The sequence below is a fragment of the Caulobacter sp. SL161 genome (genome assembly GCF_026672375.1).
Classification (GTDB): Bacteria; Pseudomonadota; Alphaproteobacteria; order Caulobacterales; family Caulobacteraceae; genus Caulobacter.
Genome location: NZ_JAPPRA010000001.1, coordinates 2,872,931 through 2,889,903, shown reverse-complemented (window position 1 = coordinate 2,889,903; position 16,973 = coordinate 2,872,931). Strand labels below are relative to the sequence as shown.

General features: G+C 66.0%; 16 protein-coding genes and 1 tRNA gene. 10 read left to right on the top strand and 7 right to left on the bottom strand.

The window, feature by feature from the left end; genetic code table 11:
* Nucleotides 1–74: 74 nt before the first annotated feature.
* Nucleotides 75–2,030, bottom strand: coding sequence for a transposase domain-containing protein (locus OVA11_RS14075; protein WP_268067941.1), 1,956 nt, complete (start codon nt 2,028–2,030; stop codon nt 75–77).
* Nucleotides 2,027–2,509 (bottom strand): hypothetical protein, encoded by a 483-nt coding sequence (locus OVA11_RS14070; RefSeq protein WP_268067940.1) that lies wholly within the window; start codon nt 2,507–2,509, stop codon nt 2,027–2,029. Before OVA11_RS14070 ends, OVA11_RS14075 begins: the two co-directional genes overlap by 4 nt.
* A gap of 29 nt (nt 2,510–2,538) precedes the next feature.
* Between OVA11_RS14070 and OVA11_RS14065 the strand changes: the two genes are divergently transcribed.
* Entirely contained in the window at nt 2,539–2,844 is a 306-nt protein-coding gene (locus tag OVA11_RS14065) for a hypothetical protein (protein WP_268067939.1), read from the top strand.
* Here the strand turns inward: OVA11_RS14065 and OVA11_RS14060 are convergent.
* Both OVA11_RS14060 and OVA11_RS14055 read right to left on the bottom strand, forming a co-directional pair.
* Entirely contained in the window at nt 2,841–3,821 is a 981-nt protein-coding gene (locus OVA11_RS14060) for a ParB/RepB/Spo0J family partition protein (protein ID WP_268067938.1), read from the bottom strand. The genes OVA11_RS14065 and OVA11_RS14060 overlap by 4 nt on opposite strands.
* A gap of 2 nt (nt 3,822–3,823) precedes the next feature.
* On the bottom strand, nt 3,824–4,132 hold the full coding sequence (locus OVA11_RS14055; protein WP_268067937.1) for a helix-turn-helix domain-containing protein: 309 nt from the start codon (nt 4,130–4,132) through the stop codon (nt 3,824–3,826).
* 28 nt (nt 4,133–4,160) lie between these two features.
* On the opposite strand from OVA11_RS14055, the gene OVA11_RS14050 reads away from it, so the two are divergent.
* Both OVA11_RS14050 and OVA11_RS14045 read left to right on the top strand, forming a co-directional pair.
* On the top strand, nt 4,161–4,877 hold the full coding sequence (locus OVA11_RS14050) for an XRE family transcriptional regulator (RefSeq protein ID WP_268067936.1): 717 nt from the start codon (nt 4,161–4,163) through the stop codon (nt 4,875–4,877).
* Nucleotides 4,878–4,893: 16 nt separating this feature from the next.
* Nucleotides 4,894–5,385, top strand: a complete 492-nt coding sequence (locus OVA11_RS14045) for a hypothetical protein (RefSeq protein WP_268067935.1) — start codon at nt 4,894–4,896, stop codon at nt 5,383–5,385.
* A gap of 1,303 nt (nt 5,386–6,688) precedes the next feature.
* Here the strand turns inward: OVA11_RS14045 and lipB are convergent.
* The gene (gene lipB, locus OVA11_RS14040) at nt 6,689–7,414 is read right to left on the bottom strand and encodes a lipoyl(octanoyl) transferase LipB (RefSeq protein WP_268067934.1); all 726 of its coding nucleotides are present in this window, start codon (nt 7,412–7,414) and stop codon (nt 6,689–6,691) included.
* A 12-nt stretch (nt 7,415–7,426) separates the two neighbouring features.
* Between lipB and OVA11_RS14035 the strand changes: the two genes are divergently transcribed.
* The 5 genes from OVA11_RS14035 (at nt 7,427) to OVA11_RS14015 (ending at nt 12,288) form a co-directional block, all read left to right on the top strand.
* The gene (locus OVA11_RS14035; protein WP_010920036.1) at nt 7,427–7,738 is read left to right on the top strand and encodes a FliM/FliN family flagellar motor switch protein; all 312 of its coding nucleotides are present in this window, start codon (nt 7,427–7,429) and stop codon (nt 7,736–7,738) included.
* A gap of 85 nt (nt 7,739–7,823) precedes the next feature.
* Nucleotides 7,824–7,908: transfer RNA gene (locus tag OVA11_RS14030), tRNA-Leu, on the top strand.
* Between the two features lie 147 nt (nt 7,909–8,055).
* The gene (gene mgtE, locus OVA11_RS14025; protein WP_268067933.1) at nt 8,056–9,525 is read left to right on the top strand and encodes a magnesium transporter; all 1,470 of its coding nucleotides are present in this window, start codon (nt 8,056–8,058) and stop codon (nt 9,523–9,525) included.
* A 105-nt stretch (nt 9,526–9,630) separates the two neighbouring features.
* Entirely contained in the window at nt 9,631–10,926 is a 1,296-nt protein-coding gene (gene spmX / locus OVA11_RS14020; RefSeq protein ID WP_268067932.1) for a lysozyme-family localization factor SpmX, read from the top strand.
* A 201-nt stretch (nt 10,927–11,127) separates the two neighbouring features.
* Complete coding sequence (locus tag OVA11_RS14015; RefSeq protein ID WP_268067931.1) at nt 11,128–12,288, top strand: isovaleryl-CoA dehydrogenase; 1,161 nt, start codon at nt 11,128–11,130, stop codon at nt 12,286–12,288.
* 108 nt (nt 12,289–12,396) lie between these two features.
* On the opposite strand, the gene OVA11_RS14010 is transcribed toward OVA11_RS14015, so the two are convergent.
* Both OVA11_RS14010 and OVA11_RS14005 read right to left on the bottom strand, forming a co-directional pair.
* On the bottom strand, nt 12,397–12,483 hold the full coding sequence (locus OVA11_RS14010) for a hypothetical protein (RefSeq protein WP_127847015.1): 87 nt from the start codon (nt 12,481–12,483) through the stop codon (nt 12,397–12,399).
* Nucleotides 12,484–12,538: 55 nt separating this feature from the next.
* Nucleotides 12,539–14,314 carry a patatin-like phospholipase family protein gene (locus OVA11_RS14005; protein ID WP_268067930.1) on the bottom strand — a complete coding sequence of 592 codons (1,776 nt, stop codon included), beginning with the start codon at nt 14,312–14,314 and terminating at the stop codon, nt 12,539–12,541.
* A gap of 170 nt (nt 14,315–14,484) precedes the next feature.
* Here OVA11_RS14005 and OVA11_RS14000 point away from each other — a divergent pair, with 170 nt between their 5' ends.
* Both OVA11_RS14000 and OVA11_RS13995 read left to right on the top strand, forming a co-directional pair.
* Complete coding sequence (locus OVA11_RS14000; protein WP_268067929.1) at nt 14,485–16,077, top strand: carboxyl transferase domain-containing protein; 1,593 nt, start codon at nt 14,485–14,487, stop codon at nt 16,075–16,077.
* Nucleotides 16,078–16,098: 21 nt separating this feature from the next.
* Nucleotides 16,099–16,941: an enoyl-CoA hydratase-related protein gene (locus tag OVA11_RS13995; RefSeq protein ID WP_268067928.1), complete on the top strand. Its 843-nt coding sequence runs from the start codon at nt 16,099–16,101 to the stop codon at nt 16,939–16,941.
* The last annotated feature ends 32 nt before the right edge of the window (nt 16,942–16,973 follow it).

The window sequence follows — 16,973 nt, the reverse complement described above, 5'->3', positions numbered from 1 at the left end:
CTTGGGGTCCTTCGTGGGTTGCTAGGTCTGCGGGGACGTCGGCTCGTCGGGGTGGCAGCCCCGGCGGGCCGTTTTCATGAGCCGCCGTTGAACTTGGCGATGAGCACCTGATCGGCGGCGGCCGTGAAATCGGATTGGGTGGTAGGCTTGCGCGGCACGCGGAACTCCGCCCTGACCACGTTGACAGCGTCGGCCGGGATCTCGACGGGCTTGGGCGGTGCGACCGCGTCGATCTGGGCGGCTACGTCGTCGAGGCCCACGCGCACCAAGGCGTCCCTGGCGTCGCGGATCCGGCGCATCTGCTTGCGGCGCTCGCCGGTGATCTTCTTGGCCGTGACGACGCTGTTGAAGTCGCCCTCCAGATGGCGCTCGACCTGCAGCAGGAACCGGCCGTCCAGAGAGTAGAGGTAGATGTCCTTCGACAGATCGTCCGGATCGAACCGGGCGATGACCTTCTGGCGCTTCAGGTCCGCCAGTTCCGGGCTCCAGTAGCGGTTGCCCAGGATCGTCACCGCGCCCGAGGCCGGATCCATGCCGCGCGGCTCGGAGGCCAGCATGCAGTAGCGGAGCTGCTCGGCGGTCACGCGCCGCGGCGCATGCGCGGCGACCCCTTCCAGATACACTTGGCGGAACGATCGCCCGTTCATGCCCGTGCCCGAGCGGCCCAGCTGGTCGCGGTAGAACTCCAGCTCCTGGCGCACGATCCGCTCGAACTCGGCGATCGGGATGGCCTTCGAGCGATGGTTCTCCGGCTTGGAGATCGCGTTGTGGCCGGTGTAGGCGCCCGCGAAGCGCGGGTCCTTGGCGACATCGTGCGCCCAGTCGCGGAACATGCGCTCGACGGGCTTGGCCTGGCCCCAGTAGGGCGTCGCCGAGATGGCTTCCACGCCCAGGATCTTCAGCAGGCCGGCTGGCTCTTCCTCGACCGACTTGGGGCCGCGCATCCGGTGGATGCCGCCCTGGATCTGCTTGGCCTGGTTCTCCGAGCCGTTGTCCATGATCAGGCGCTCGACCAGGCCGAACTCCCGGAAGGTGTCGCCCAGCGCCAGGCGGACGATGTCGCTGTTGAGGGTGCGGTCGAACCGCACGCCCAGCGGCATGCCCGACGCGATGTCCTGGACCGCCAGGCTGTAGGGGCGGCCGCGCGTGCCATCCTCCCACTCGACCTGCACATCCCAAAGGTGGCCGTCGAGATTGGCCACCGCGTGCGGATAGAGCCCTTCCTTGGAGCGGGCCGCGTAGGCGTAGGTATGGCGCGCGGCCTTGGGGCCTTCGCGCGACAGCACGATGACCGGCTCGGGCACCTCGGCGACCAGGCGGCGCTCGAACGACTTGGCGCTGGGCAGGGTCCAGCCGTTGACCGAGGCCAGCTTCTGCAGGTCGCGGTAGCACCGCGCGTGCGTCGGCTTCTCTTGACGGAGGTAGAGGGTCTTGTAGGCCTCCCAGGCGGCGGCCGGGCACTCCGCGCGAGCGCTGCGCCCGGCGTAGCGCGGGGCCAGGTACATCGCGCGGTCCTGGACCTCGACGCCGGCGATCATCCCGAACCACTCGTGCAGGGTCCGTTCGGAGACCTCAGGCTTGGCGCCGGTGGCGTTAGCCAGGCGCACCGCCTCCTCCACGGTCGCCTTGATCGCGCCGGTCTTGCTCATGCCCGCGCGGTGCAGTTGCTCCACGCGCTGGATGAAACCCAGGCGGCGCACCGCCTCGGCCTTCAGGCTCTGCGGCAGGCGCTCATAGCGCAGCAGGGTGCTCTCGCGGTCCGCCAGCTCGGCCTTGGCGGGGCGCACGCTGGCCAGTTGCTTGCGGGCGGCCTCAGGCAGCAGGCTGACGTGGTACTCCAGGCCGCCGCCGCGCCCGGCGCGCTTGCGGCTCGCCGCCGCGCCGCTGGCGTCGCGATAGCTGGCCCAGCCCTCGCGTTTCGCGATGAGCAGGACACCGGCCTTCGTAGTCGCAAGGCCCGGCAGGGCCAGCTCGGCAAGCTCCGCCGCGCTGAACCATTCCTGAGCCGTGATGCTGGCGCGAGGGCTCATCGGCGGGCTCCACGGCTGATTTCGAGGGGGGCGCGGGCGCGAAGCTGGCGCGCCTCTTCCAGCAGCGCCTTGGCGCGCTTCTCGGCCAGGCTGGCCTGGGCGTGCAGCGCCTCTTCGCCCATCAAGAGCGTGAGGCCTTCGCCGTCCAGGTAGACGCTCCAGAGCCAAAGGCATCCAGTCGCCCGGACGAACGCCTTGAAGCGCACCGCGCTGATCGTGTGGGTCTCGCGCGCCTGGCTCGTATAGGCGTCGATCATGCCCTTGGAGACGTCCTGGCCCAGGATCTCCGACATGCGGCTGGCGACCTCGTGCCGGTCGCGACCGCCTTCGCGGGCCTCGTCCAGCGCACGTGACATGGCCTGCGCCAGCTTGGCGTTGAAATCGAGCGCAGACCCCAGCTCGCGCGGCGTTTCCACTGGGAAGAGCTGGGCGTGCTGGAACAGGTCCAGGGTCTGTTCGTCGCGGGTGCGCTTAGCCATTGTGCGCCCCGCCGAACTGGAGGGGTGACATGGACGAGTACGACGCAGCCACCGCGAACCAGCATTTCCTGGCGTTCATCATCGCCCGGCTGGTCGCCAGGGGAGCGTTGACGGCGCTGGATGTCTCAGACGCGATTGAGAGCGAGCGGCGGATCATTGAGAGCCTCCGTCGCGAGGGACCTGATCCGAGGCTTCTGGCGAACGCTTCAGACGCGCTTGCAGAACTGCTCGCTGATAGCTTTCGCGGGCACGGGCTGTCCGCGCTGCCATTCTCTCGATGGTCTCTTGATCCAGCGGACCCATGCTGGCCGGCGCTTCCGGATAACGACCCTTAGCCATCGGCCCGCTCCATCACGGTCCAGGCGCCCGGCAGCTTCTCGCCAGACAGCTTGTGCAGGATCGCCTCGCGATGGGTCGGCGGCGCCTTCTTCCAGATCGCCATGAAGGCCGCGACGGTCTCGTCTACCGGGCGCGGCGCAGGCGCGGGGGCCGGCGTCTTGCCGGTGGCGATCACCAGGGCGTCGGGAAAGGTCTTGGCCTGCTCGCTGATCAGCGCCTCGGCGGCGCGAAGCTGCTCGGCCTTGTCGGGCACCGCCGCGAGCTGGCGCAGCAGGCCTTCGTTCTTGGCGAGTTTGGTGCCGGCGACCTTGGCCAAGGTCAGGCTGGAGAGACCGCGCGCGATCAGGAGCGCGTTGCGGATGGTGCGCTCTGAGATCCCCAGCTCCTCGGCGGTTTCAACGCCGAAGCCCATGGTCGGGGGAACTGCATCCAGAAATTCGGCAAACTTTGCCGAATTTTGTGGGCGACCACGCTTTGGCGCAGCGCTGGCGTCATCCGCTTCAGCCTTGATGACCCGCTCCGGATGCAGCCGACCCCAGACCTGCAGGCGCACATCCACGAAGATGGCGCGTTCCAGGGGCGTAAGCCCCTTGCTGATCAGGTTCTCGTCCACCTCGATCAGGCGGGCTTCGTCGTCGGTCAGTTGGCGCACGTCGGCGCGAATGGTCGGCCAGCCCTCGGCGATCGCCGCCTCAAGGCGGTGCAGGCCCGCGACCAGGATGAACCAGCCCGGCTGATCGGGCGCGGGGCGCACCAGGATCGGCGAGATCTGGCCACTCTCCCGCATCGAGACGCGCTTGGCCTCGACGGCGGCCGGATCGGCCGCACGCAGACGATCACCTTTGATGATTCGTTCGACCGGGATCGAGCGGTCGGTTGGCGTCGGCTCCACGCTCGCAACGCGCGAGAAGGCCAGATCGCTCGGCTGCGCGTTGTCCGCTTTGGCGGACTTTTTGGTTTCCCCTGCGGACATGTCTAGGCCGCCCGCGAGTTTTGACCGTGCGCCTGATCACGATCGTGATAATTTTCGACACGAACGTTACGGTAACGGCGGCCTTCCGCATCCCATCGGTCCGGCCACAACTCATGGAGGGGCACACCCAGAAGGCGTGAGATCGCCATTTCGGCATTCGGCAGCGACCTGATGAGAGCCGCGCGGCAAGCGCTGCTGTGCAGGCCGTTCTCCAGAGCCAAGCCTGTCAGGGTTTTTCCGCGCTTAGTCACCTCCGCTCGGATGTCGGCTGGGTGCCACCCTTTTGGCTTGGTCTTGGAGGTGCGGGCCATATCGCTAATCCGAATGTAAAACACGAACGTGCTGATATACAGCACAATCGTGCTTGGCACACAAGCGCCCTCCAGTGCTGCGCGCATGGAAGAACACGCACATACTGATTTCGACTACGCGGGCTTCGGTCAGAGGCTCTCCGAGGCCATCTCACCAGAGAAGCCAAACGCGTTCTCGATAAGGACCGGCGTTCCGCAGGCCACGCTGTCGAAGTACCTGAGGGGGGCTGGAACAGCGCCTCGGCTCGATATTGCTGCGCATCTTGCGCGCGCCGCTGGCGTGACGCTGGAGTGGCTATGTTGGGGACAGGGCGACGGCCCGCAGGACGCTCATCTAATCAAGGTGCCGCGATATGCCGTCGAGCTGGCGGCTGGCGATGGTCGATGGAACGAAGCTCGTCAGTGGGTGGAGGATGTTCCTTTCACCCCTGAATTCTTCCGGAAAACCTTGAACAGGAGCAGTGCGAGCGGGCTCTCAATTCTGGAAGCTCGCGGCGACAGCATGTTTCCGACTATCCACGACGGAGCCATGGTGCTTGTCGATGAAGGCCAGCAGCGGATCGCGGACGGTATCTTCGCCTTTGTCCTGGACGGTGACGCGCGCCTAAAGCGCTTCCGCCGCTCGATGTCAGGCCTGACGATCATCTCCGACAACCCCGCCTATCCGGCGGAAGAGATTGACAGCTCACAGTTGAGCGCGCTTCAAATCATCGGACAGGTGCTGTGGGTTAGCCAGGCGCTTTAAGAATTGAGGGGGTCTTATGAAACGGCTGGTCAGCATCAGTTCGGCATTGCTAGTCGCGATCCCATCCCTTTCGGTGGCGGGCCAGTCCAGCCAACCAACCGCTGCGGATTCAGACCGCCAATCTGCGCAGATGGCGGAGCTGTTCGCAGGGCAGCCATCTGCGCCGTCATCTGCGCCGAGCGCACCAGTAGAGACTGGTTACACGCCGTTAGTGAAGGCTTGGCTTAACAACTATCTTCGTGATCCGTACTCGGCAGTCATCACTGAAGTTAGAGGTCCCCGCCAAACGTCATTCAAGTCAGATGTGTGGACTAAGATCAACGGAACAGCTGTCTGCTACGATATCAATGCGAAGAATGCTTATGGCGGCTTTACTGGCGTAAAGCGACATCTCTTTGTTTTTGAGTATGGTCGGGTCGCCTATCACATCTCAACAGGCGATGCTCGTGAGAATAGCTTGGCACCGATGCTCGTCAGCAGTGAGTGCGATCGACCTGCAGGTGGCTGACCCGTTTACAGTTTGGATGCGCAAAAAGGGCCGCCAAGTGCGGCCCTTTTTCTTTTTAAATCAGCGCCTTGACGGAACTGTAAAGCCAAATCGAAACCGTAAAGGCCAGTTGACGGTTCGCTTTACAGTTCCAGCGGCCGCCTGAACGGTTCATCAGCCGCCGCACACAGCCCCGCGAAAGCGCCTTTCAAGAGCGTTCAAGGCCCGCGCCATAAGGGTTTCAGCGATGTGTCGAGGAACCCTTCCAGAAGGCCGCTGGAACGTATATCGACGAGTGCGAAACTGACTGTCTAATTCGGCCAGTCAGGCCCGTTTTGGCCCTTTTCGAGAGACAATCGCCGCCGGCCGATTTTTTCGGCCTCACCCGCCCCAAAGCCCCGCCGCACAAGGCTTTGTCCCGTGTCATCCCGTTTGGTCCCGGCCCATCCCGGTCACTGCGGATCTAAGTGTCTAGCCACAGCCGGCGCGCCGGCAGGGCGGCGGCTTTGAAACCCCCTCCCGACCGCTTCGCGGCCGCCCTCTCCCTCTGGGAGAGGGGATTGACGGGCGTGAACGCTCGGAATTGGCGAAGCTGATCCCAACGAAATCAATTACTTCTCACTTCTAGGCCCAAACTTATCCTCCGCGCTGGAACCACCCCCATAATCATAGCCATCCCCGCCGCGGGGGAGGGCGTTTGGATCCGGCCCAACGGTCTGCTTGCAGACCGGTCTCTCGCAAGGAGTCACGGCGGCGGGGCTAGGTTGAGCGGGGCCGCGTGGTCTCGAAGCGGTTTCGACCGGGGTCTGTTCGTTGGATAGATCCGGGATCTCGGAAGGAACCGTGGAGGGGCGAGCGCGGAGCGACAGGGCGGTGATCGTATAAGCCGCCTATCGTGGATCGTCGGGCTGGACACGGATGTAGCCGCTCCAGTTGGTCCGCGCCCGTCCGGGGGCTCCTGGGGTCCCGAGCTGAAAGACGCTCACGCCCCCCATCCTCACGGGCAAGAACAACCTGGCGGAGCGGACAGTCGAGCCGAAACGCAAACAACACTCACGGTCCTCCGGGTTCGCCCGGCCGCTCCGTCGCCTCCCCAACACCTTCAGCGGTCACGCCGCGTGAAGCGGCGGACGCGCGCCCCAAAATCCTCCCCCAAGCGGGGGAGGGGTCGGCTCGAAGAGACGACGGAGGGGGAAGAGGCCGGTTCAGCAGCACTTCCCCCTCCGGCGCTTCGCGCCACCTCCCCCGCTTGGGGGAGGATTTTGGGGCACACAACCCTTCGCCATCGCGGGGAAGGGATCAGCGAGACGGAAAGCGTATGCCCTTAAACCGGCGCCTCGGCGTCCTCGACCGGCCCGAAGATCTTGGCGAAGCTCGAGCGCAGCGCCGCGTCCGCATCATCCATGGCGACCGGCAGGCCGAGGTCCACCAGGCTGGTGACGCCGTGCTCGGTCTGGCCGCAGGGCACGATGCCCGAGAAGTGCGACAGGTCGGGCTCCACGTTCAGGCTGATCCCGTGGAAGCTGACCCAGCGCCGCAGCTTCACCCCGATGGCGGCGATCTTGTCCTCGCGGCTCCAGCCGGCGCCCCTGCGCTCGACCCAGACGCCGACACGCCCCTCACGCAGTTCGCCCGTGACGTTGAAGGCGGCCAGGGCGTCGATGATCCAGGCCTCCAGGGCGGCCACGAAGGCGCGGACGTCGCGGCCGCGCTGGGTCAGGTCCAGCATCACATAGGCCACGCGCTGGCCGGGGCCGTGATAGGTGAACTGGCCGCCGCGCCCGCTCTCGAACACCGGGAAACGGTCGGGCTGAATCAGGTCGCCGGACTTGGCCGAGACCCCGGCCGTGTAGAGCGGCGGATGCTCCAAAAGCCAGATCAACTCGCCCGCCGTTCCGTCCGCGATGGCCGCCGCGCGGGCCTCCATGGCGGCAACGGCTGCCGGGTAGGGGACGGGCTGGGTCGAAACCGCCCACCCCACGGGCGCGGCGTCATCGCGCCCCATGCGTGGAAGGCCAGTGTTTTCGGGGTTTAACGGGAGCGAAAGCATGCGGCCTTATTCTTGCAATCCTGGACGCCGCGACCAGTCAGGTCGTGCGTGTCAGTTCAAGGGTCTTACTTCGTGAGCCAGGTCAACGCCGTCAATGTCGAGATCTCGGTCCTCCTAGGTCGCTCGATCCTGCCGATGCAGCAGCTTCTGCGCATGGGCCGTGGCGCGGTGATTCCGCTGGACGCCAAGACCCATGACGAGGTCTGGATTCTGGCCAACAACCACCCGATCGCCCGCGGCGAAATCCAGATCAGCGACGACCGGATCGCTATCCAGGTGACCCGCGCGGCTGACGTCTACGACTACATGGCCGGCGGCAGCTGATCCGTCGCGGGGTTGAGTTCGACATTCTCGAACTTCCGGCTTCCCAAAGCCGATTCAGTTTGCTACCAGCCGCCCCTCACCACGAGCGGTCGTGGCGGAATTGGTAGACGCGCAGCGTTGAGGTCGCTGTGGGGCAACCCGTGGAAGTTCGAGTCTTCTCGACCGCACCAAGGTGAACTTGAATAGAGCGTCCCGGCGAATTCGGTTTCCGACTCGTCTGGGGCGCTCTAATCGTTTCTGGCCCTGACTTCGCTTCAGGGTCGCTTGATCGGACCAGCCCAACGAACCCACGCGCTCTGAGAGCTCAGGAGGCCCCCATGACCCGGGACACCGCCGAACTGAACGACGACGTGCTGGACGACATCCCGCTGGCCCAGACCCCGCCGCCTAAGTCCGAGACGCCCGAGGAGCTCGAAGACCTCGCGCTCGGCGACGACTACGCGCTCAATCCCGACTATGTGGCGATGGTGATCGACGCCGCCGACCGCGGCGACGCCAAGCGCCTGAGCGAGTTGGTCACGGCGCTGGACCCGGCCGACGTCGCCGACCTGATGGGCTTTCTGACCGCCGACTATCGCGAGGAGGTCATTCCGCTCCTCGACCCCGAGGCGCTGGGCGAGATCATTTCCGAGCTGGAGGACAACATCCGCGAGGAAGTGCTGGAGGCCACCCCGTCGGTGACCCTGGCCCGGGCCCTCGAGGAGCTGGACACCGACGACGCCGCCGACGTCATCGACGACCTGGACGACACCAAGCGCTTCCAGGTGCTGGCCGCCATGGGCGAGACCGATCGCGCCGCCATCGAGACGACCCTGTCCTACGAGGACGAGACCGCCGGCCGCCTGATGCAGCGCGAGTTCCTGGCTGCGCCGGAATTCTGGACCGTCGGCCAGACGATCGACCATGTCCGCGAGGCCGGCGATTCGCTGCCCGAACTGTTCTTCGACGTCTATGTCGTCGACCCGACCTTCAAGCCGGTCGGGGCCATTCCGATCAGCATCCTGCTGCGCAGCCGCCGCCAGACGCCGCTGGCCGAGCTGATGGAAGCGGTCACCGAAATCCCGGTCGAGATGGACCAGGAAGAGGTCGCCTATATCTTCGACAAGTACCACCTGATCAGCGCGCCGGTGATCGAGCCGGGCGGGCGCCTGGTAGGCCAGATCACCGTCGACGACATCGTCGAGGTTATCCGTGACGAGGCCCAGGAAGACATTCTGGCCCTGGCCGGTGTGTCGGACGCGGGCCGTGACGCCTCGGTGATTGAGATCGTCAAGTCGCGTCTGCCCTGGCTGATGCTGAACCTGGCGACCGCCACCCTGGCGGTCAGCGGCGTGGCCATCTTCCAGGCCGAGATCGCCCAGCTGGTGGCTCTGGCCATCCTGATGCCGATCGTCTCGTCCCTGGGCGGCAATGCCGGCACCCAGACCCTGGCCGTCGCCGTGCGGGCGCTCGCCAGCAAGGAGCTGACGACGGCCAACGCCCGCCGGATCGTGGCGCGCGAGCTCCTGGTTGGCCTGGTCAACGGGCTTTGCCTGGCGCTGGTGATGGGGGCGGCGACCTACATGTTCTTCGGGCCGTCGGATCAACACGACAAGCTGGCGATCATCGTCGGCGCGGCCCTGATCACCAACATCTTCACTGCGGCCCTGGGCGGCATCCTGATGCCCCTGGCGCTGGAGAAGATGGGCCGTGACCCGGCGGTGTCGTCCTCGATCTTCGTCACCTTCTTGACCGACTTCACCGGCTTCTTCGCGGTGCTGCTGATCGCCTCGCTGCTGTTGCACTGAGGTTTTCTTGCCGGCCACGACCCTCGCCAGGTGAAACTGGCGCCGACCTTGCGCCGGGACAGGCGAACGCATCCGCGTCTGTCTCAAACTGGGTCAATCTAGGCGATGAAACCGCGTCATCAGGTCTCCCGGGCCGCCGTCGATCTCATCAAGAGATTCGAAGGGTACCGTCAGAAGGCCGCGCAGCTCCCCGATGGGCGCTGGACGGTCGGCTATGGCCACACCCTGACCGCCCGCGAGGGCGCCTCTGTCTCGGAAAAGGACGCCGAGGCGCTGCTGCTCTATGATCTCATCTCGGTCGCCCATTCGGTGAACGAGCACACCTACACGCCGCTGAACCAGAACCAGTTCGACGCGTTGGTCTGCTTCGCCTTCAATATCGGCCTCGACAACTTCCTCCGCTCGGGCGTCCTGCGCCGGATCAACGAGGGCTCGCTGCTGCAAGCCGCGTGCGCGATGGAGATGTGGCGCAAGGCCGATTTCGAGGGCGAGCGCATCGTCATCGATGCGCTGGTTCGCCGTCGTTCCGCCGAGAAGACCCTGTTCCTCACGCCGGCCAACGGCGAATGGGTCCCTGCGCCCAGCCCTGTGCTGCGTCCCAAGGTCGACTATGACGCCAGCTGTGCGGTGCCCAAGCAGACGCCGGCCGCCGTCAACACCCGTACCGAAGGCGACCGTGTCATCGCCCAGCGCGAGGAAGGCCTGCCGCTGAACGTAGTCGTCCCGGAAGAGGACGCTCCGACCGCCACCGAGCAATCGGCCGCCGCGGTCGCCGCGCGCCTGGAAGCGATCTTGCCGGAAACGCCGTCGGCTCCCGCGTCGATGGCCAAGCCGGCCATGCGCCAGGATGATCTGGGCCTGCCCGAACCGCCGGCCCCGACGCAACCTGCCGCGATGGAGCCGGCGCCGGTGCTGTTCGAGACCGAGCCGCAGACCGCGCCGGTCGAACCGCCGCCGGCCGCTCCGGTCGAGTTCACGCCGTTCCGCCTGACGCCGCAAGCTTCTGAACAGGCCGAGGCTCCGGTCGAGGCGCCGGCCCCGACGCGTCCCGCGCCGAGCGAGCCGACCCTGTTCGGCGCGCCGGCCACCGGCTCGTCGGTCTTTAATCTGGACGGCTTCTCGACCAGCGAGGACGCAACCGTCGGCGTGATGGACGTGCCGCTGGTGGAGCCGGAGCCGCCCCGCTTTGGCAACACCAGCCTGCTGATCAGCCTGGGCATCCTGGGCCTGGCCCTGTTCGGCGGCGGCGTCCTCTGGATCCTGACCGTCGCGGCGGGCTCGGATGGCCAGGTCAAGCTCTTCGGCTACGGCGCCAGCATGGTCGGCGCGATCTGCTTCGTGGTCTCAGCCTATCTGCTACTGCGCCGTCTGGCGGGCCCCGATGTGAGCGACGAAGAGTAGGTTTCTTGCCTCGCCACCCCGAGGCATGAGCAAGAACGCTCGCTGGTCCCAAAGACCGGCGGGCGTTTTTTGCTATCGAGGGGCTGTTTTCTGGTGGAAATCGACCGAGATCGGATGCACACGCTCTCTCAGTGTTGAGCCAGAGCGTGACAAGCGCTGAAACCGCCCACATCTTCCGCTCGGGCGTTCGGGAAGGAAACCATGTCGATGACGTTCGCACCCTCGATGGACTTCGCGCTGGGCGAGACCGCTGACGCGATCCGTGAGACCACGGCCCGTTTCGCCGCCGACAAGATCGCACCGATCGCCGGCAAGATCGACGAGACCAACAGCTTCCCCCGCGAACTCTGGGTCCCGATGGGGGATCTGGGGCTGCATGGCGTCACCGTCGAGGAAGAGTTCGGGGGGTTGGGTCTGGGCTATCTCGAACACGTCGTGGCGATGGAAGAGATCAGTCGCGCCTCGGCCTCGGTCGGTCTCAGCTACGGCGCCCACTCCAATCTCTGCGTGAACCAGATCCGTCGGTGGGCCACGCCGGAGCAGAAGCGTCGCTATCTGCCCAAGCTGATCAGCGGCGAGCATGTCGGCTCGCTGGCGATGAGCGAAGCCGGCTCGGGCTCGGACGTTGTCTCGATGAAGCTGCGCGCCGAGCCGGTGGGCGACCGCTACATCCTCAACGGCACGAAATTCTGGATCACCAACGCCCCACACGCCGATACGCTGGTGGTCTACGCCAAGACCGGCGAGGGCAGCCGCGGCATCACCGCCTTCATCGTCGAGAAGGGCATGAGGGGTTTCAGCGTCTCCAAGAAGCTGGACAAGATGGGCATGCGCGGGTCGGACACCGCCGAGCTGGTGTTCGAGGACTGCGAGATCCCGGAAGAGAACGTGATGGGCCCGGTCGGCGGCGGCGTCGGCGTCCTGATGAGCGGTCTCGACTATGAGCGCGCCGTGCTGGCGGCCGGCCCGCTGGGCATCATGCAGGCTTGCATCGATGTCGTGCTGCCCTATGTCCGCGACCGCAAGCAGTTCGGCCAGCCGATCGGCTCGTTCCAGCTGATGCAGGGCAAGATCGCCGATATGTACGTGGCCCTGAACTCTGCCCGGGCTTACGTCTACGCGGTGGCCAAGGCTTGTGACGCGGGCAAGACCACGCGCTTCGACGCCGCCGGCGCGATCCTGATGGCGTCGGAAAACGCCGTGAAGGTGTCGCTGGAGGCGATCCAGGCCCTGGGTGGCGCGGGCTACATCAAGGAATGGCCGGTCGAGCGCCTGCTGCGCGACGCCAAGCTCTACGATATCGGCGCCGGCACCAACGAGATCCGCCGCTTCCTGATCGGACGCGAACTGATCGGCGGCTGATCCCGGGCCGCAAGACATGAAAAGGGCCGCCCCGATCGCTCGGGGCGGCCCTCCATCGCCGTAGCCGCTCTCGCAGCCAGTGACTTGAAACCCTTGGCGCTCAACGCCTTAGGCGGAGACCTCGCTCTTCGGGCTCCAGGTCACGACTTGCGACCGCGGTTGGAGACAATGAGACACTGGATCACCTCCTTTCAGTTGTTGAACAACACAGGAAGGATATTGGACCGGTTTTCGCGAAAGGAAAGAGTCGTTATCGCGACCAAGCGGGACTAAACGCCGCGCGTCGCTCGGCCAGGCTGGGCCGCTTGCGAAGATTGGTGATGGGGCGATGCACCCCGTCGAGGGCGAAGCCGGCGGCGACGTAGCCGGCCTTCACGGCGGGTTCGAAGGCGCGCCAATCACGGATATCGATGCCTTCCAGTTTCGGGGTGATCAAAACGTCTGTCGCCTCGCGAGCGGCGGCCAGATCGCGCCCGGTCGTGACGGTCGCCGCGCGCATCAGCAAGGCCACGATCGGCGGGCCCTTGCGCCATTCGCCGGAGAGGATCCAGTTCCACAGGGATGGGGGCGTGACGATGTCAGCGCTGGTGATGCTGCGGCCGCGGGTGACGTCGACCCCGACGATCGGTCCAAGCTGGAAGGACCGCATCACGTCGGCGGGAAAGTTCTTCATGACCGCGCCGTCCACCAGCACCTGACCCTTATCGGTGGCCGGCGGCAGAACGCCGGGCAGTGAGATCGACGCCCTAAGAGCGGTCTGCAGGTCTCCGGTGCGGTGAAGTTGATACGAGCCGGAGGTCAGGTTTGACGACACACAGAAGAACGGCAGCCAAAGATCACTGATGTCGACCGAGCCGAAGTGCTCCTCCAGTCGGGTTCTGACCTTTTCACCGCGTGTCATGGCGATCATGGGGAAAGCGATATCGTCCAGCGGACTGGTGTCGACGAAGGCTTTCTGGATGCGGGCTTCCAATTCGCCGTCATCCCAGCCCATCGCGATCCCCGCCGCGATGATGGCGCCCATCGAAGCGCCTCCGACGAAGTCGATCGGGATGCCGCGTTCGCGCATGGCCTGGATCGCGCCGATATGGGCGTAGGCGCGGGCGCCGCCGCCTGAAAGGACAAGACCGACCGATTGTCCGGTGAGCACGCGAGCGAGGCGCTGCAGATCGGCGACGCCGTTCTCGCGCAAATGGAACAGTCGCGCGGCCTGGGTGGTGGCCATCCAGGCCGCCGAGCCTGAAGGACGATCCAGATTGGCGGACTGCAGCAGAATGAGGTCCACCAGCCGCTGCGCCTGCAGGGGGCCTGAAGCGTAGGAGGGGACCGTCGTCGGCGGCGTGCGATCGCCGCGGCCGACGCGGAACAGGTGGTCGACCTGGCGGCCGACGACGTGCTTCCAGGCGGTTTCGTCCGCTTCGGCGACATAGAGCACAAAGTCGTGCTCGCGTTCGACGTTGCTGAACCACTCGGTCGGCGCCAGCAGCGACTCGCCGCCCTCGACAGTGACCGAGTAGCCCAGACTCTCGATACAGCGACCCAGGCGTTCGACGACAGGCCGGATCGCCGCGCCCGGCTCGACCGCGATGAAGCCGAAGACTGACGGATCGCCGATCGCTGCGTGGGTCTGGGCCTGCCTGGTCCGTCGGATCATCAGTCGCGACAGCTCGATCATGACGGTCGGGTCTTCCTCGGCGGCCTCGAAGAAGTCATCGCGGGGGAGCGCCAGCACCTCACTGTCTCGCAGCGAGACCATATTGGCCGAATGCGCCGTGCCGCCGACCAGGGCCATCTCGCCGGCCGGCTCGCCCGGACGGATCACGCCCAGGAACTGCGGTTCCTGGCCCTCTTCGCGGCGGAAGGCGCCCAGGCGCCCGGTCTTCAGAAAGTAGAGATGGTTGGCTGCTTCGCCAGCCTCGAACAGCGTCGCCCCGCCGGGCAGGGAAAACCAGGCCGCCGCCCCGGTTCGCCCTGCGCGGGCGAAGAGGCGCGCCAGGGCCGAGTCGTCGGGCAGGGGCGTTTCCACGGCGCGGACGCTAACCCGAACCGGCAGGCTTGACCACAAGGGCTCGTTCAGGCGCAACTGTTGATCGCGCAAGCGAAATGGTCGAGAACGGTTTTGGCTCGGAATCTTTGGGTTCGGGGTCCAAAAAACTCCGACTTCCGGGGCAGGGTGGAAAAGGCTAAGCGTCGGTCATGCCGAAGTTGAACTCCGTTATCGACGCGTCGAGCGACGCCTTCGCCAAGAACGCCGCCCACAATCGGGCGCTTGTGGACGAGTTGCGCGCCAAGGTGGCGCAAGCAGCCCTGGGCGGACCTGAAAGCGCCCGTGAGCGGCATGCCGCGCGCGGTAAGCTGCTGCCCCGCGAGCGGGTCGAACGGCTGCTGGATCCGGGTTCGCCGTTCCTGGAAATCGGCCAACTTGCGGCCTGTGACCTCTACAATGGTGAGGCGCCCGGCGCGGGCATGATCTGCGGCGTCGGCCGCGTGTCGGGCCGCGAGGTGATGATCGTCGCCAACGATCCCACGGTGAAGGGCGGCGCCTACTTCCCGATGACGGTGAAGAAACACCTTCGCGCCCAGGAAATCGCCGCGCAGAATCATCTGCCCTGCGTCTACCTGGTCGACAGCGGCGGCGCGAACCTGCCCCACCAAGCCGAGGTCTTCCCCGATCGCGACCACTTTGGCCGCATCTTCTTCAACCAGGCTCGGATGAGCGCGGCCAGCATTCCGCAGATCGCCTGCGTGATGGGCTCGTGCACCGCCGGCGGCGCCTACGTCCCGGCGATGAGCGACGAAACGGTCATCGTCCGCAACCAGGGCACCATCTTCCTGGCCGGCCCGCCCCTGGTGAAGGCCGCGACCGGCGAGGTCATTTCGGCCGAAGAGTTGGGCGGCGCCGAGACCCACGGCCGCCGCTCCGGCGTGGTCGACCATGTCGCCGAGAACGACGAGCACGCGCTGGAGATCGTCCGCTCGATCGTGGCGAACCTCAACACGACCAAGCCCGACCAGCTGACGCTCGCCGACGCCGAACCGCCCGCTTACGATCCCGAAGAGCTTTACGGGATCGTCCCGACCGATGTCCGGGCGCCTTACGATGTCCGCGAGGTGATCGCGCGCATCGTCGATGGCAGCCAGTTCGACGAGTTCAAGGCGCTGTACGGTACGACGCTGGTTTGCGGCTTCGCCCGGATCTGGGGGCAGCCGGTGGCGATCCTGGCCAACAATGGCGTGCTGTTCAGCGAGAGCGCGCTGAAGGGCGCGCACTTCATAGAATTGGCCTGCAAGCGCAAGATTCCATTGATCTTCCTGCAGAACATCTCGGGCTTCATGGTCGGCGGAAAGTACGAGGCCGGCGGCATCGCCAAGGACGGCGCCAAGCTGGTGACAGCTGTGGCTTCTGCTGAGGTGCCGAAGTTCACCGTGCTGATCGGTGGCAGCTTCGGGGCCGGCAACTACGGCATGTGCGGCCGGGCCTACAGCCCGCGTTTCCTGTTCACCTGGCCCAACAGCCGCATTTCGGTGATGGGCGGCGAGCAGGCCGCTAGCGTGCTGGCCACCGTCCACCGCGACGCCGCCAAGTGGTCGCCCGAGGAGGCGGAAGCCTTCAAGGCGCCGATCCGCCAGCGCTATGAGGGCGAGGGAAATCCGTACCACGCGACGGCGCGGCTTTGGGATGACGGGATCATTGATCCGGCGCAAACCCGTGACGTTCTGGGTCTCGCAATCTCAGCCTCGCTGAATGCGCCGATCCCAGAGACCACCTTCGGCGTTTTCCGGATGTAGATCCCAGGAAGGACCTTCCCCATGACCAACCCGATCGCTGATCCCATCGTCGAGGTTCCCGACACCGACGCGATGAGCCCGCTGGTCCATATGGACAGCACGCCCGAAGGCGCGGTGACCGTGTGGATCAACCGGCCCGACAAGAAGAACGCCTTCGACGCCGCCACCATCGCGGCGCTGCGTCAGACCTTCGAGACCCTGCACGGCGCCGAGGGCGTGCGGATCGTGTTCCTGCGCGGCGTCGGCGGCGCCTTCAGCGCGGGGGCGGACCTGTCCTGGATGGCCTCGGCGGTCGAGTGGGACGAGGACGACAACCGTCAGGACGCGCTGGAACTGGCGCACATGCTCAAGGCCCTGCACGATATTCCTGCCCTGACCGTAGCGCTCGTCGAAGGCCCAGCCTTCGGCGGCGGCGCGGGTCTGGTGGCGGCAGCATGTGACCATGCGCTGGCCCTGGTCGACGCCAAGTTCGCCTTCTCCGAGGTGAAGCTGGGCCTGACGCCAGCGACGATCAGCCCCTACGTCATTCAGGCTCTGGGCCCGCGCACCGCCAAGCTCTTGTTCGCCACCGGCCGGGTCTTCGACGCCGATGACGCCTGGGGCTTTGGTCTGGTCGACGAGGTGTTCGAAGACGTCGCCAGCCTGGAAGCGGCGCGTGACGCCCTGATCGCCGAGATGGCGCCTTGCGCCCCGGGCGCGATCGGCGACGCCAAGGCTCTGGTCAACGACTTCGTGGGTCAAAAGCTGGACAAGGGGCTGATCGACGAGAGCGCCCGCCGCATCGCGCGTCGCCGTGTGTCGCCCGAGGGCCAGGAAGGTGTTCGGGCTTTCCTGGCGCGCCGTAAGCCGTCCTGGGTCGAATAGAGTTTGTGTCCGGAGCCTGGCTCCGTCGGTCT